We start from the raw sequence: 14491 nt of genomic DNA, 5'->3' as shown, positions 1-14491 counted from the left end.
AACGGACGACAGCGGGCGCTTGATCAGGCCCTAGCGGCCCCGCAGCCGCTCCAGCACGTCGGACGAGGCAAAGCCGTCCGCCGGCGCCCCGATCGAGGCCTGGAAGCTGCGCAACGCCTCCCGGGTCTGGCCGCCGAACTGGCCGTCCGGCGTGCCGCGGTAGAAGCCGCGCTGGGCGAGGAGCTGCTGCAGTTCCAGCCGTTCGGCGCGCGACAGCACCCGTTCCTGCCGCGGCCAGGGCTGCACGAACGGCGCGCCGCCGCGCAGGCGGTCGGCAAAATGGCCGATTGCCAGCGCGTAGGCCTCCGCCGGGTTGTATTTCATGATCACCCGGAAGTTCTGCAGCATCAGGAAGCCCGGCCCCTGCGCGCCGGCCGGCGCCAGCAGATAGGCCTTCTCGGCCGAATCGGGGAAGGGCTTGCCGTCGGCTCGCTTCATTCCCTGGCTCTGCCACTGCGCGATCGACATCGCCTTGGCTTTGTCGGCGAGCATGAAATCAAAACCCTCCGGCAGCACCACCTCGTAGCCCCAGCTACGCCCGGTCTGCCAGCCATCCTTCTTGAGGTTGTTGGCGGTCGACGCAATCAGGTCGGCGGCGTTGTCGACGACGTCGCGGCGGCCGTCGCCGTCGCCATCGACGGCGTAGCGCTTGAAGGCGGTCGGCATGAACTGCGTCGGCCCGAACGCGCCGGCCCAGGAGCCGCGCATCTGTTCGGGACGCAGATCGCCGCGGTTGAGGATTTCCAGCGCAGTGAGGAACTCGTCCTTGAAATAGGCCTGACGGCGGCCGACGCAGGCCAGCGTCGCCGTCGACTGCACCACGTTGCGGTCGCCCATCTGCGTCGAGTAGTTCGACTCGATGCCCCAGATCGAGGCGATCGCGTAGCGGTCGACGCCGTAGGCTTTCTCCGCCGCGTCGAACTGCGGCTTGTACTTGGCGAGGATCTCGCGGCCCTTGGCGAGGCGGTTGTCGTTCACGAGGATGTCGAGATAGTCCCAGATCGCCTTGGTGAATTCGGGCTGCGAATCCATCAGGTCCATGATGCGCAAATCAGGTTCGAGGCCCGCGGTGAAGCGCTCGAAATTTTGCTGGGTGATGTTGCGCCGTGCGGCATCAGGCCACATCGCGGCAACGCAATTTTGAAAGTTCGCCGCCGCCTGCCGGATCGCGTCCGCCGTCATCAAGGGATGGCCGGAGGCGCCGTCCTCGCCGCTCCAGGGCGGCGGAGCGCCGTCCGGTCCGGGCGTGGCCTGCGGCGCCGGGCCGGACCTGGGCCCTGAGAAGATATTGCCGAGAAAGTTCGAAATCCCGTCGCTGCCGGCGGATTGGGCATGGGACGGGCTGATAAAAGCGGCCTGGCAGGAACACAACTGCGCGACCGCGATTAGGATTGCGCCGGTTCGACTGCTTATCGCTCGTTCCATCAGACCCATGCCGTGCCCGTCCGTCGCAACCAATCCCGTGGCAGAAGGCCCTGTCACGGTTTCCAATAGTTTAACAGAGGGCATTTTGTCGTCGCGCCGGGTCTGCGCAAGGGGGCGGGAAGGTAACCATACATCCGCCTTTGTTCAGGGGTGCAAACCGGCTATCAACGTGCAATCTAAGCACTTTCCTCATTTCCAACGTTCTCAATATCAAGGCCCCCGACATCCCATGAAAATCCGCAAAGCCGTCTTCCCGGTCGCCGGTCTCGGCACCCGCGTCCTGCCCGCCACCAAGGCGATGCCGAAGGAAATGCTGACGATCGTCGACAAGCCGCTGATCCAGTACGTGGTCGACGAGGCCAAGGAAGCCGGCATCGAGCATTTCGTCTTTGTCACCGGGCGCAACAAGGGCGTGATCGAGGATCATTTCGACCGGATGTTCGAGCTCGACACCACGCTGGCCGCGCGCGGCAACAAGAAGGCCGAGCAGGACATTCTGGCGCGCGACCAGCCCGAAGCCGGCGCCACCAGTTTCACCCGCCAGCAGGCGCCACTCGGTCTCGGGCACGCGGTCTGGTGCGCGCGCGACATCGTGGGCGACGAGCCGTTCGCGGTGGTGCTGCCGGACGAACTGGTGCTGAACACGCCCGGCTGCCTGAAGCAGATGATCGAGGCAGCCGAAAAACTCGGCGGCAAGTCCAACCTGCTCGCGGTCGAGGCGGTGCCCAATGATCTCACCCATCAGTATGGCATCTGCGGCGTCGGCAAGCGGCTCGCCAAGAACATGTTCGAGGTCGACGGCATGGTGGAGAAGCCGCCGAAGGGCACCGCGCCGTCCAACCTTTCGATCACCGGGCGCTACATCCTGCAGCCGGAAATCTTCAAGATCCTCGAAACGCAAGAGCGCGGCGCGGGCAACGAGATCCAGCTCACCGATGCGATGAAGACCCTCGCCAGGACGCAAAGCTTCTTTGGCGTCGAGTTCGAGGGCGAGCGGCACGATTGCGGCTCGAAGTCGGGTTTCCTGCGCGCTAACATCGCCTACGGCATGGCGCGCGACGACCTGCGCGACAGCCTGCGCGCGGAGATGAAGAAGTATCTGGAGAAGTGAGGCGAGGGACTTGAACATACTACGGCATTGCCGTAGTATGTTGGTCAATGCAGACTGTTGTCGAGACGCCGTCCTATCTAGTCGACGCGGAACGTCTGTTTTCGTTGGACGAACGAAAGGCCATCGTGGATCGACTGGCTTCCGATCCCACCTGCGGCGTCGTCATTCCAGGTGGCGGTGGTATTCGGAAAGTCCGGTTCGGCTTTGGCGCGCGCGGTAAGAGCGGCGGCGCCCGAATTGTTTACCTATTCAGCGGAGCAAACTTGCCGGTATTTATTCTGGCGGCTTTTGCCAAGAACGAGAAGGCCAATCTCTCGGCAACTGAATGTAATACGCTAGGCAAGATGGTTGCCGTCATGATTGAAGACTATCGGAGGCGAAGGTGACAAAGGCAGCATTCGACAAGATCAAAGCCGGACTCGGCGACGCAAAAGCTTATCTCGACGGATCTGCAAATAAGCGGACGTTCGGGATTCATGTTCCTGCGCGCGTGAATGTGAAGAAGATACGTACGCAGCTTGGTATGTCGCAGGAGAGCTTTGCTCAAACTTATGGATTTGCACTGTCGGCCGTGCGGGATTGGGAACAGGGCCGCCGACAACCGGAACGCAGCGCTCGCATTTTGCTCAAGGTTGTGGAGAAAGAGCCCGAGGCCGTGACGCGAGCCTTGGCGAAAAGCGCTTAAGCCACCAGCGCAAGCTGCGGGATCGCGGCGACCACCGACTGATTGCGGCCATTGGCCTTGGCGGCGTAGAGTGCCTTGTCGGCGGCTTCGATCAGGTCGGGCCAACTCAACGGCGCGGTCGGCGTCATGCTCGCCACACCGATACTGACGGTCGTCACGCTCGGGTCTTCCGCCCACTGTTCGACCTTCAGGCGGATGGTCTCGGCGACGGTGAACGCTTCCACCGCCGACAGGCCCGGCAACAGCACTGCGAATTCCTCGCCGCCGTAGCGCGCCGGGCAGTCGCCTGACCGCCGCACCGCGTCTGAAATGCAGATCGCGATGCCGACCAGCACCTGGTCGCCGGCCTGGTGTCCGTAGGTGTCGTTGTAGGCCTTGAAGTGGTCCGCATCGATCATCAGCACCGCGACGGGGGTCTCGCTGCGCGCCGCCCGCCGCCATTCCAGATCGATTTCGGCATCGAATTTGCGCCGGTTCTTCAGGCCGGTGAGTGCGTCGGTCGTTGCCAGCTCCTCCAGCTTGTCCTCGGCCTCGGCGCGGCGGCCGATCTCGCGCGCGAGGAACAGCGTGGTGCCGACCACGAACAGGATCAGCACCAGCATGATCGCTCCGATCCGCAGCACTTCCCGGTGCCAAAGGTTCAGGATGCTCGCCAGCGGCTTTCCGACCACGACAAAGAACAAGTTCGTGCTGCCGCTGCGAACGTAAAGCCGCGGCGTCGGATCGACCGGCCCGACGCCGGCATAGGCCGTGCCTTCCTTCAGATTGTCCGCGCGCCAGTTTTGCCGCTCCGCCAGGTTCTTCCCGATGACCTCGAGGTCGAACGGCGTCCGCATGATGATCGTTCGGTCGCGGCGCAGCACCGTGATCGTATCGCCGGGGTTGAGGGTGAGCCGGCCGAACAGGTCATGGAAATAAGTGAAACGGATCGAGCCCACCACGACGCCGAGGAAGCGACCATCGGCGTCGCTGATGCGGCGGCTGAGCACGATCGAATAGGCGCTGCGGCGCAGCATCGGGCGGCTCATATACAGGCCCACATCGGGATTGGCGCGATGGACCTGGAAATACTCCTCTTCGCTGCGATCCTCGGGCGCCGGATCGAGGCTCGCCGCGTCGTGCGTCAGCTTGCCCTGTGCATCGAACACCTGGATCACGCCGAAATGCTTGGCGGTGGCGGCATGATCGAACAGGATCAGGTGCTGGATTTCCTTGCTGACGCCTTTGATCTCCGGCATCACCAGATTGCTGGCGACGTTGCGCAGCGACAGATCGTAGAGCTCGATATTGCGGCTGATATCGGAATCGATGCCGGCTGCGAGATTTTCCAGCGTCTGGCGTGCGAGCTCTTCCTCGCCGCGGCGCATGTCGAGCATGACGCTGGTGCAAATCGTGGAGAACCCGATCACGGTCGCGATCGACGACGCGATCAACAGCTTCGCCGACAATCGCCAGGGCCGGCGGCCGGAGTCCTTCCTGAACCAGCCAATTCTGGTCACGTCGCTTTGCCGTCCAAATGGCATAGACCGCTCCAATCCTTCCGGTATGCGACGGATAAATTGTTGCGGCCTTAAGCGGCGACGGCGATATGATAGAGAGTTAACGCCTGGTTGCCGGCGTCGACGGTTTTCAGCAAATCACCATTGAGGGCACGCGTGAACGTTTACGACCCGTTGCGGGACTATCTGAGGGCGCAGAAGCGTCCCGAATTCGTGCTGAGCTTCGAGCAGATCGAGGAGATCATCGACGCAGCCTTGCCGCGCGCCGCGCAGCGCGCATCATGGTGGGAGACGTTGCGCAGCCCGCAGGAGAAGATGCCGCAGCGCGAAGCCTGTCTCGAGGCCGGCTACATCGCAACGCGGCAGGCGGATGGAAACAGCGTGAAGTTCAAGAAGATGCCGGCGAGGAGGTAAGCGCGCGCCGCTCACCCGTCATCACCGGCGCATGCAGCGTCGCGTTTCCATGCGGGATATCGATTGGTATCGAATACGCCAGGCTAGTCTGAATCATTTTCCAGACACCGGCCCTACCGCCGCCTCAATTGGGGACGCAACTCAACGACAAGAAGAAAAATCGTGGGAGGATGGCGATGAGTCGGACGACATGGTCGTTTGGGCGTCGCGCGCCTGTAAATCTCTGATGGTCGCGGCGATAGCCGATGACCGCCACAGCGACATCGAGTCTTGACGGCGCTCTTGATCGGGCAAGGTGGGCTGCGCTGTCCGGCAGAGCCCGGTTTCTGGCGCTTGGACTGTTTGCCGGACTTGTTGCTGGCCTTGGGCTGACGCCCGGTTTCGCTGCTGCAGGCGACGCACTGCAGGTGACGAGCGCCCGGGTTCCCGCGTCCGACGAGATTGGTGTCGACCTCCCGCTGCTGATGACGATCAGGAATGATGCGACTGAGGCCGACGCGATACTGCGCGTCCGCTGTCCGTTCGCGAATTTCTCCGAAAAGCACACCGTCGATCGCGGCGAAGGGGCACCTGCGATGCGCGAGGTCAAGTCGATTCCGATTCCGCAGAACAAGACGATCGAGCTCAAGCGAGACGGATATCACGTGATGCTGCTGCAGACGCGGCAGAAGCTCGTCGACGGCGAGACGTTCACGTGCGCCGTCGTTTTCCAGAAAGCCGGAACCAAGGAAACGGAGGTGCAGATTTCACGAACGCCATGATCGCGACAGCGGACTGCTGAAGCCCGCTGAATGGGGCCATCAGCGAAACGCCCGGATATGCCGGACGTTCAATTCAACATGAACCGCCACAAGGACTTGCCAACAAGGGAGGGCATTACTCATGGAGCGATCTTCAGGTCATACTAAAATGTTGACGCGAGCCTGTCTGCTTGCCGCAGCAGGTGCTGCCGCAAGCGTGATGGGCGCACTGCCAGTCTCCGCTGCAGACCAGGTCAATCAGGAGCGGCTGCTCAACGTCGACAAGGAGCCGGGCAACTGGCTTCATCATCATCAGAATTACGCGGCTCACCGGTTCTCCAGTCTGAAGGAGGTCAACCGCGATAACGTGAAGAACCTGAAGGTCGCCTGGACCATGCACCTTGGCGGCATCGAAGGCGGCGGCATCTGGAGCCATGGCGGGCTGGAAGGCACGCCCATTGCCGAGAACGGCTTTCTCTACGTCACCGATGGATGGGGCTCGGTCTACAAGATCGATGCGCATGGCGGCCGCGGCGTGCTGGTCTGGAAGATGGATCCCAAGACGGACCGTGACTGGGCTGGTGCTGTGGCGTGCTGCGGCGTCGATAATCGCGGCGTCGCATTGTGGGGTGATCTCGTCATTTCCCACACGCTGGATGGCCGGCTGATCGCGACCAACAAGGAAACCGGCCAGGTCGCCTGGCAGCGTACTGTTGCCAATCCGGACAAGGGCGAGGTGATCACCGGCGCGCCGTTGATCGTCAAGAACATGGCGATCACCGGCGTGGCCGGCGCGGAGTACGGCATCCGTGGCTGGATCGCCGCCACTGATCTGGCGACCCAGAAGGAGGTCTGGCGCACCCATACGATCCCGGGCAAGGGCGAGCCCGGCAGCGAGACCTGGAAAGACAGCGACAACGCGGCCGCCGCCGGCGGCGGTTCGACCTGGGTGACCGGCACCTACGATCCCGCGACCGACACCATCATCTGGGGCGTCGGCAATCCGGGGCCGGACTGGGATAATGCCTATCGGCCGGGCGACAACCTTTACACCGACAGCTCGCTGGCGCTTGACGCCACCACCGGCAAGATCAAGTGGCACTATCAGCACACGCCAAACGACCCCTACGACTATGACAGCGTGGCGGAAAACGTGCTGGTCGATATCCCCGGGCCCAGTGGTCCGCGGAAGCTCGCGCTCGAGGCGGACCGCAACGGCTTCGCCTATGCGATCGATCGCACCACCGGCAAGTTCGTCTGGGGCCTCCCGTTCGTCAAGAAAGTCACATGGACCAAAGGGCTCGACGCGGAGAGCGGCAAGCCGATCGAGTATGACCCGAACAAGCCCGTGCAGACCTATGTGGCGTCGGTGACGCCAAGCCGCACCAATATGGAAACCGACATCTGCCCCGGCAACATGGGCGGCAAGAACTGGCCGCCGACGGCCTACAATCCGGATCTGAAGCTCTGGTACATCCCGGTGATCGAGAGCTGCAATCGCATCAAGGTCGAGGTCGCTACGCCGGACAAGCTGAAACCTCGCGAGTTCTGGACCGGCGGTGGTCCGAGCCAGCCAGTCAAGATTACCGGCAGCGTCACCGCGATCGACGTAACCACCGGCAAAGTCGCCGGCAAAATGGAAACCCCGTTCCCGAACCTGGGAGGGATACTTGCGACTCCCGACCTCGTCTTCTCCGGCCAACCGTCCGGCGAAGTGATGGCGCTTGATGCCAAGTCACTGCAGAAGCTTTGGGAGTTCAACACGGGCGGCGGCGTCAATGCACCGCCGATGACCTTTACGGTCGATGGCAAACAGTACGTCGCCATTCTGGTCGGCCTGGGCGGCGCCTGGGACAAGTGGTTCATCGATGCAACGCCCGAACTGAAGAAGATACAGCCGGGATCGATGCTCTACGTATTCTCGCTCTGACGTTCTCGCAAGTGGAGGCCCGTCAACCGCGGGCCTCCACTCCCTCGACAAGAGACGCAATGATGATCTTCAACAGATTCACCGCGCCGGCAGGCGTGCTGCTCGCGAGTGTCGTGGCCCTGAATTTTTCGATGCTAACCGCTGCCTGCGGTCAGTCGGTGCAGGCGCCGGCTTCGGATCCGACCAATGCGGGCAAGGCGGTGTTCAGTCGTGCAAACTGCGTCGGCTGCCACAAATGGCACGGCAATGGCGGCGGTGGCTATGGTGGTGATGCGCTGTCGCTGCGCAAGACCGAACTGACGCGCGATCAGATCATTGAAACCGTCGGCTGCGGGCGGCCGGGCACGGGGATGCCGTTCTTCACGCGCGGCGCCTACGATGAGGTGAAATGCCACGACATGAACCGCCAGGACGCGGGAGCACAGATGCCGCCCGAGGGCGGAACGTTTCTGCGGCCGAAGGATATCGAAGCCGTCGCCGATTACGTGATCGCCCACATCAAGGGAGCCGGCGAACCCACTTACGCGGAATGCCTCACCTTCTTCTCAAGCACGTCGCGGGTCTGCGACGTCTACAAGACCGAGCCGCGGAAGCCGGATCGTGCGACCGCCAGCACGGGGAAGGACCAGTGATGGACAGACTGACGCGATCGGGACTTCTTGCCGTAGGCCTGCTTGTCTTGCAGGCCGTCGCACTTGCACCCACTCCGGCACGGGCGGAAGAGTTCGGCGGCAACGATCTGCGCGACATTCGACTCGGAATGGCCGCGACCGAACTGGCTGAAACGGGCTACGTCGACTTCTATTGCGCGACGGATCCGAAGCGAACACTGGCGGGCTGGAAGGACTGGCGCGACTGTCCCGCCGGCGCGAGCGGAATACGAGCGATTCGATTTGGTTACGATCCATCGACCAGCCGCGACGGCACGATGGTGGCGGGCCATCCCGCGATCCTGACCTTGCTGATGGACGATTCCGGGCACGTTGCCGGCTTGCAGATCGAGACCGATCCGAAGGCGCGTCTCTATATCCGGAAGAAGGCGTTTCTGCTCGGGCTACAGGCCAGATCGCGCTACGGCCCGGAAGGCTGGACGTGCAGCGAAGGCCAGCCCGAAGCCGGGGACCAGCCGGTGGGTGGCGTCTATCTCAGGGAACGCTGCACCAAGACGGTCAGCGGCCGTTCACTCATTGTCGAACGTAATCTGTTCCGCCGGCCCGATCAGGACATCAAGAGTTTCGTCGACGAAACGCGGATCCGCATATCGCGCGCCAGGGATTAGGGCATTGCCGATCAGGAGCTTGGTGCAGTCTTGACCTGTGTCCGAGCCTGTCGGCTGACCCAATGTTCGCTTTAGGTGGCGGACGTCGTCTCTCTACATGCTGCAGGTCCAAAAAGCGCCAATTTCAGCCGCGAGCCTCCCTTCCTGCTTCGCGGGCTGTCATATATGAGAGAATTGCCAACGGAACGAGCCGATAGTCTTCAGGAGCGAATTGGCGGCGTGGATGGTAGCGGCGGTTAGTTAATCCAAAATCGCGATCTGATACTTTGCTGGATACAAGCGCGGACAGGCATTTCAACCGGGGCATGGCATGGTGAATCGATTTACGACGGCGCGATCCACCGTGGTGATGCAGCGTTGGGGTTCCCCCGCCATTGTGACGCTCGCGGTGATGGCCGCACTGACGGCGCTGACCGCCGACGCTGCGGCGAGACAGACGCGCCCCAAGCCCCCCACCGAGGCGACGGCGCCGCGCGATGCAGGCGAGCCGATCATGGCGATCGTGTCGATCAAGACCCAGCAGGTCACTTTCTACGACGCTGACGGCTGGATCCTGCGCGCGCCGGTGTCGACCGGCACCACGGGACGCGAGACGCCGGCCGGAATCTTCGCCGTCCTCGAAAAGGAGAAGGAACACCGCTCGACCCTCTATGACGACGCCGAGATGCCCAACATGCAGCGCATCACCTGGAACGGCATCGCGCTGCACGGCGGGCCGCTGCCAGGGTACGCCGCCTCGCACGGCTGCATTCGGATGCCCTTTGGCTTTGCCGAGAAGTTGTTCGACAGGACGTGGATCGGGATGCGGGTGATCATCTCGCCTGATGACGCCGAGCCGGTCGAGTTCTCCCATCCGGCGCTGTTGGTGCCGAAGGCGGAGGCCATCGCAGCCGCGCCGGCCAGGGCCGAGGCGCTCCCCCGCGAGGCGGCGGAAGCCGCCAAAACGGCCGACGAGGCGAAAAAAGCAGCCGCGACAGCGACGCGCGAGACGGCGTTGCTGTCGGCGTCGTTGCGCAAGCTGGAGGGGCTCAAGCGCCTCGGCGACGCCGAACTCGCCTACGCCGACAAGGCGCTCGCTGCCGCCAAGACGGACGAGGCCAAGGCGCGGGCCGAGGACCTCAAGCAAAAGGCCGCCGTCAAGGCCGCGGAACTGGGGAACCAGCTCGACACCGCCAGGGCCGACGCGAAATCCAAGCTCGACGCCGCCGCCCTCGCAAAGGAAGCCGCCAAGACGGCGCAGGCGCGGAAGGCCGACACCGCCAAAGCGGCAAGCGAGGCGAAGCTCGCGCTCGAGCCGGTCTCAATCTACATCAGCCGCGCGACGCAGAAGCTTTACGTGCGCCGTCCCACGCATAAGCCGGCACCTGACGGCGGCGGCATCGTGTTCGATGCGACAATCGAGGTTCCGGTCACGATCCGCAATCCCGAAAGACCGATCGGCACGCATGTGTTCACGGCGGTGGCGCGCAACGAGGCGGGCCTGCGCTGGACCGCGGTCACGATCGACAACGGCGACGACGCCAAGGCTGCGCTCGACCGTATCACGATCCCGCAGGGGGTGCTCGACCGCATCGCGCCGACCGCATCGCCGCGATCCTCGATCGTCATCTCGGACGAGCCGCTGAGCCGCGAGACCAACTATCGCACCGAGTTCGTCGCGGTGCTGAACAACCAGCCCCAGGGCGGCTTCATAACGCGCCGGCCGACAACCGATGTCCTCGTTGCGAGCGACAACGTCCAGGGCGAAGACGGCTTCGGCTTCGGCTTCTTCAATTTCCAGCGCAATCCCGTCCCCCAAACCGGCAATACGCGCCGGGGCGGCGGCCAGTACTATCGTCCGGTGCAACCACCGCAACCGAGCTGGTGGTAAGACGCGGCAGGCCGCGCGTAGGGAAGGCTGCGACCCCATATCCGGTAGTGTCTCAGTTTGAAATCCTTGGCGGGCTGCTCTGCTGGAAGTGCTTCACGGCACCATCAATTTGAACCCAGTCATGTTTCGACTGTTCGAAAACCGATATGACGGGGGCTGGGTATTTTGGTTCTGCCATCGCGCCGACTGCAACGGCGATCAGCGCGGGCAGATTGCTGAGTTTCCAGTAGACTGTTGAGCCGCACTGTGGACAAAAATAATTATGGATTTTCCCGCCGCTTGCGGCGGCGTGCGTGAACTCTTTTGAGGTTCCTGAGATGGTCACAACCTCAGCGGGGTAATAAGCGCCTACGCCGAACGGCGCGCCGGTTCGGCGTTGACAGTCAATGCAGTGACAAGCAACGACGAGCTTGGATGGTTCTTTTGGAAGCGAGAGCGTGACTGCACCGCAGCTGCATCTGGCGTTGCCCATCGGGAAAGTCTCCCACCGTCTTCTAACTGGCCCCGTCGTCCCACAGACAAGCCGCGGCTATGGGGCGCGGCCTTCCGGGGCCGCTTAGCTCGCCGCTTCTAGCCGCTCTTCCGTGAGCAGCCGCATCGCAGCATCCGCGTCCATCGGCTCGCCGAACGCAAAACCCTGTGCGTATTCGCAGCCCAATTGATAGAGCTCGACCGCATCCGAATCCGTCTCCGCGCCTTCCGCCACCACGTCCATGCCGAGGTCGTGGGCGAGCGCGATGATCGATTTCAGGATCACCGGCCGCGTGCCGCGGCTGGTGGTGCGCACGAAGGACTGGTCGATCTTGATGGTGTCAAAGGGAAAACGCTGCAGATAGGCCAGCGAGGAATGGCCGGTGCCGAAATCGTCCAGCGACAGTCCGGTGCCGAGCTCGCGGATGCGGGTCAGCATCTGTGCCGCGTGCTCCGGATTCTCCATCACCAGCGACTCAGTGAGTTCCAGTTTCAGCGTGCCGCGCGCGACCGAGGAGCGCGACAGCACGGTTCGGATATCGTGGATCAAATCGTGGCGCAGCAATTGCCGCGAGGAGACGTTGACGGAGGCAAAGATCGGCTCGCGCGAGCGCATTGCGCGCTGCCACACCGAAAGCTGCCGCGCGGTCTGGTCGAGCACGAACATGCCGAGATCGACGATCAGGCCAATTTCCTCGGCAATCGAGATGAATTCCGACGGAGACATCCGGCCGAGTTTTGGATGGTCCCAGCGCGCGAGCGCCTCGAAGCCGGCGATCGAGCGGTCTTCCAGCCGGACGATCGGTTGGTAGAGAATGGTGATCTCCTGCCGCTCGATGGCGCGGCGCAGTTCGCTTTCCAGCGTCAGGCGATCGGTTTTTCGCGCGCGCATGGCCGGTTTGTACACATCGATGCGGTCGCCGCCGATCCGCTTGGAGTGGTACATCGCAAGCTCGGCGTCCTTGATGATCTCCTCCGTCAATTGCATCTGCGGATCCGACAGCGCGAGCCCGATGGAGGCGGTCAGGAAGATCTCGCGGTCGTTGAAGGCGATCGGCGCGCGGATGGTCTTGCGAATGGTTTCGGCAAAGGCCGTGATGCGCGCCGGGTCCTGTTCCGATATCAGGATCAGGCCGAACTGATCGCCGGCGAGCCGCGCCAGCGTGTCCTGCGGTTTCAGGATGCGCGTCAGCCGCCGCGCCAGCGTCAGCAGGATGGAGTCGCCGACCGCGATGCCGACGGAATCATTGACCTGCTTGAAGCGGTCGAGGTCGATCACCATCAGCGTCGGCCGCAGGTTCGGCATCGCCTTGGTGAAATTGGCCACCGCGCCGAGGCGGTCCATGAACAATTTGCGGTTCGGAAGACCCGTGAGGTTGTCATGCACGGAGTCGTGCAGCATGCGCTCTTCGGCGTTCTTGATGTCGGTAACGTCAGTGAGCGTTCCGACCACGCGCGAGACCTCGCCGTCGGAGCCGACCACCGGGCGCGCCTTCAGCGCGAACCACATGAAATGGCCGTCGGGCGTGCGCAGGCGGAAATCCTGCACCAGCCGCCCGCGGCGCTGGTCGAGCACGCTGTCCAGCGCTGCGCGGAAGCGATCCTGATCGAGCGGGTGCAGCACCTCGAGCCATTTTGCGGCCGGGCCTTCCAGCGTGCCGCGTTTCAGCCCGAGCAGGCTTTCGGTCTCCGGGCTGGTGAACACCTTGTCGGCGGAGACGTCCCAGTCCCAGATCAGGTCGCCGGAGCCCGTCAGCGCCAGCGCGCGGCGCTCGACGTCGGAGACGATGCCGGTGGTCGCGCCGCCGCCGGCGAAGGCGTGCTGCATCACCGTAAATCCGATCAGCATCACGATCAGCACGAGGCCGCCGAGCAGCGCGGGACCGACGATGTCGTTGGTGACGCTGCCCCCTACCGTCATGCCGGCCGCGACCACCCAGACCACCAGCAGGAACCAGGTCGGGATCAGCAGCACCGCGCGGTCGAAGCCATGCGTCGAGAGATAGACGATCAGCGTGAAGCCTGCGAAGGCGATCAACACCAGCGAGATGCGCGCAATGCCGGAAGCGACCGCGGGATCGAACAGCGCCAGCGCCACCAGCGAGCCGAGGAAGGCCAGCCAGCCGACAGTAATGTGGGAGTAACGCACATGCCAGCGGCTGAGATTGAGATAGGCGAACAGGAACACGAGCAGCGTGGCCGCCAGGATCGCTTCGCCCGCCGCGCGCCAGACGCGCTCGGCGTTGTTCGACATGTCGAGCACCTTGCCCCAGAAGCCGAAATCGACGCCGATATAGACCAGCACCGCCCAGGCCAGTGCGGCCGCCGCCGGGAACATGATGCTGCCCTTCACCACGAACAGAATGGTGAGCACGAGGGCCAGAAGACCGGAGATGCCGATCACGATGCCCTGGTAGAGCGTGAACGAGTTGACCTTGTCCTTGTAGGCGTCGGGTTCCCACAGATAGAGCTGCGGCAGCTTGTCGGTGCGCAGTTCGGCCACGAATGTGACGACGGCGCCGGGATCGAGCGTGATGCGGAAGATGTCGGCGGTGGCGCTTTCCTGACGCTCGGGACGATCGCCGACCGACGGCGTGATGGTCGCGATGCGCGACAGGCCTAGATCGGGCCACAGCAGGCCCGACGAAACGATGCGGTAGTGAGGCGCAACGATCAGGCGGTCGAGCTGGTCGTCGGTATTATTGGCAAGCGCGAACACCACCCAGTTCTGCCCGCCCTCGCGGGCGCGGACCTCGATGCGGCGGACGATGCCGTCGGTTCCCGGCGCCGTCGAAACCTGGATGCGGTCGGTTTCGCTGCGCTGATGATCGAGCACCGCGGTCAGATCGATGGCAGGCGCGTCGCCGCGGACGCTGACAGCGTCAATGGCGTGCGCCGGAGGCGCCGCCGCAACAATCATGAGGCCCAGCGCAATCAGCGCCAGGCACCTGATCAGACGCAATGTCAGTACTCCGCGACCAACGATTCTCCCGGCCCAGCGAACGGGTCGGCGCAGCCGCGATAAATGACATGAAAGCAAAGCGAATCAAAGGGTTTCCGCCTTCAC

General features: G+C 63.4%; 13 protein-coding genes. 9 read left to right on the top strand and 4 right to left on the bottom strand.

Going from position 1 to position 14491, the window contains the following annotated elements; genetic code table 11:
• Positions 1 to 30 precede the first annotated feature (30 nt).
• On the bottom strand, positions 31 to 1425 hold the full coding sequence (locus V1283_RS33315) for a lytic murein transglycosylase (RefSeq protein ID WP_334390852.1): 1395 nt from the start codon (positions 1423 to 1425) through the stop codon (positions 31 to 33).
• Between the two features lie 229 nt (positions 1426 to 1654).
• On the opposite strand from V1283_RS33315, the gene galU reads away from it, so the two are divergent.
• From galU to V1283_RS33300, 3 genes are read left to right on the top strand one after another with little or no spacing between them, the layout of a single operon-like run.
• On the top strand, positions 1655 to 2536 hold the full coding sequence (gene galU, locus V1283_RS33310) for a UTP--glucose-1-phosphate uridylyltransferase GalU (RefSeq protein WP_334390851.1): 882 nt from the start codon (positions 1655 to 1657) through the stop codon (positions 2534 to 2536).
• A gap of 47 nt (positions 2537 to 2583) precedes the next feature.
• A complete protein-coding gene (locus V1283_RS33305; RefSeq protein ID WP_334390850.1) occupies positions 2584 to 2922 on the top strand; it encodes a type II toxin-antitoxin system RelE/ParE family toxin in 339 nt (112 codons plus the stop codon).
• Positions 2919 to 3221 carry a helix-turn-helix domain-containing protein gene (locus V1283_RS33300; protein WP_334390849.1) on the top strand — a complete coding sequence of 101 codons (303 nt, stop codon included), beginning with the start codon at positions 2919 to 2921 and terminating at the stop codon, positions 3219 to 3221. The genes V1283_RS33305 and V1283_RS33300 overlap by 4 nt, the downstream gene beginning before the upstream one ends.
• Here the strand turns inward: V1283_RS33300 and V1283_RS33295 are convergent.
• On the bottom strand, positions 3218 to 4711 hold the full coding sequence (locus V1283_RS33295; protein ID WP_442895901.1) for a sensor domain-containing diguanylate cyclase: 1494 nt from the start codon (positions 4709 to 4711) through the stop codon (positions 3218 to 3220). The two genes, V1283_RS33300 and V1283_RS33295, sit on opposite strands and share 4 nt — an antisense overlap.
• A gap of 165 nt (positions 4712 to 4876) precedes the next feature.
• On the opposite strand from V1283_RS33295, the gene V1283_RS33290 reads away from it, so the two are divergent.
• From V1283_RS33290 to V1283_RS33265, 6 genes are all read left to right on the top strand, one after another.
• A complete protein-coding gene (locus tag V1283_RS33290) occupies positions 4877 to 5134 on the top strand; it encodes a DUF7662 domain-containing protein (RefSeq protein WP_334390847.1) in 258 nt (85 codons plus the stop codon).
• A 245-nt stretch (positions 5135 to 5379) separates the two neighbouring features.
• Positions 5380 to 5895, top strand: a complete 516-nt coding sequence (locus V1283_RS33285) for a copper chaperone PCu(A)C (protein ID WP_334390846.1) — start codon at positions 5380 to 5382, stop codon at positions 5893 to 5895.
• 148 nt (positions 5896 to 6043) lie between these two features.
• On the top strand, positions 6044 to 7804 hold the full coding sequence (locus V1283_RS33280) for a PQQ-dependent dehydrogenase, methanol/ethanol family (protein WP_334390845.1): 1761 nt from the start codon (positions 6044 to 6046) through the stop codon (positions 7802 to 7804).
• A 131-nt stretch (positions 7805 to 7935) separates the two neighbouring features.
• A complete protein-coding gene (locus V1283_RS33275) occupies positions 7936 to 8436 on the top strand; it encodes a c-type cytochrome (protein ID WP_334393266.1) in 501 nt (166 codons plus the stop codon).
• Positions 8436 to 9083: a hypothetical protein gene (locus V1283_RS33270; RefSeq protein ID WP_334390844.1), complete on the top strand. Its 648-nt coding sequence runs from the start codon at positions 8436 to 8438 to the stop codon at positions 9081 to 9083. Before V1283_RS33275 ends, V1283_RS33270 begins: the two co-directional genes overlap by 1 nt.
• Before the next feature lie 310 nt (positions 9084 to 9393).
• Positions 9394 to 10953 (top strand): L,D-transpeptidase, encoded by a 1560-nt coding sequence (locus V1283_RS33265; protein WP_334390843.1) that lies wholly within the window; start codon positions 9394 to 9396, stop codon positions 10951 to 10953.
• 52 nt (positions 10954 to 11005) lie between these two features.
• Here V1283_RS33265 and V1283_RS33260 read toward each other — a convergent pair whose 3' ends face one another.
• A complete protein-coding gene (locus V1283_RS33260) occupies positions 11006 to 11425 on the bottom strand; it encodes a GFA family protein (RefSeq protein WP_334390842.1) in 420 nt (139 codons plus the stop codon).
• Between the two features lie 84 nt (positions 11426 to 11509).
• Entirely contained in the window at positions 11510 to 14386 is a 2877-nt protein-coding gene (locus V1283_RS33255) for an EAL domain-containing protein (protein ID WP_334390841.1), read from the bottom strand.
• Positions 14387 to 14491 lie beyond the last annotated feature (105 nt).

It is taken from the genome of Bradyrhizobium sp. AZCC 2262 (assembly GCF_036924535.1).
Lineage (GTDB): Bacteria > Pseudomonadota > Alphaproteobacteria > Rhizobiales > Xanthobacteraceae > Bradyrhizobium.
Note: the sequence above shows the minus strand (reverse complement) of the source record. Positions and strands in the feature narration are given on the sequence as shown.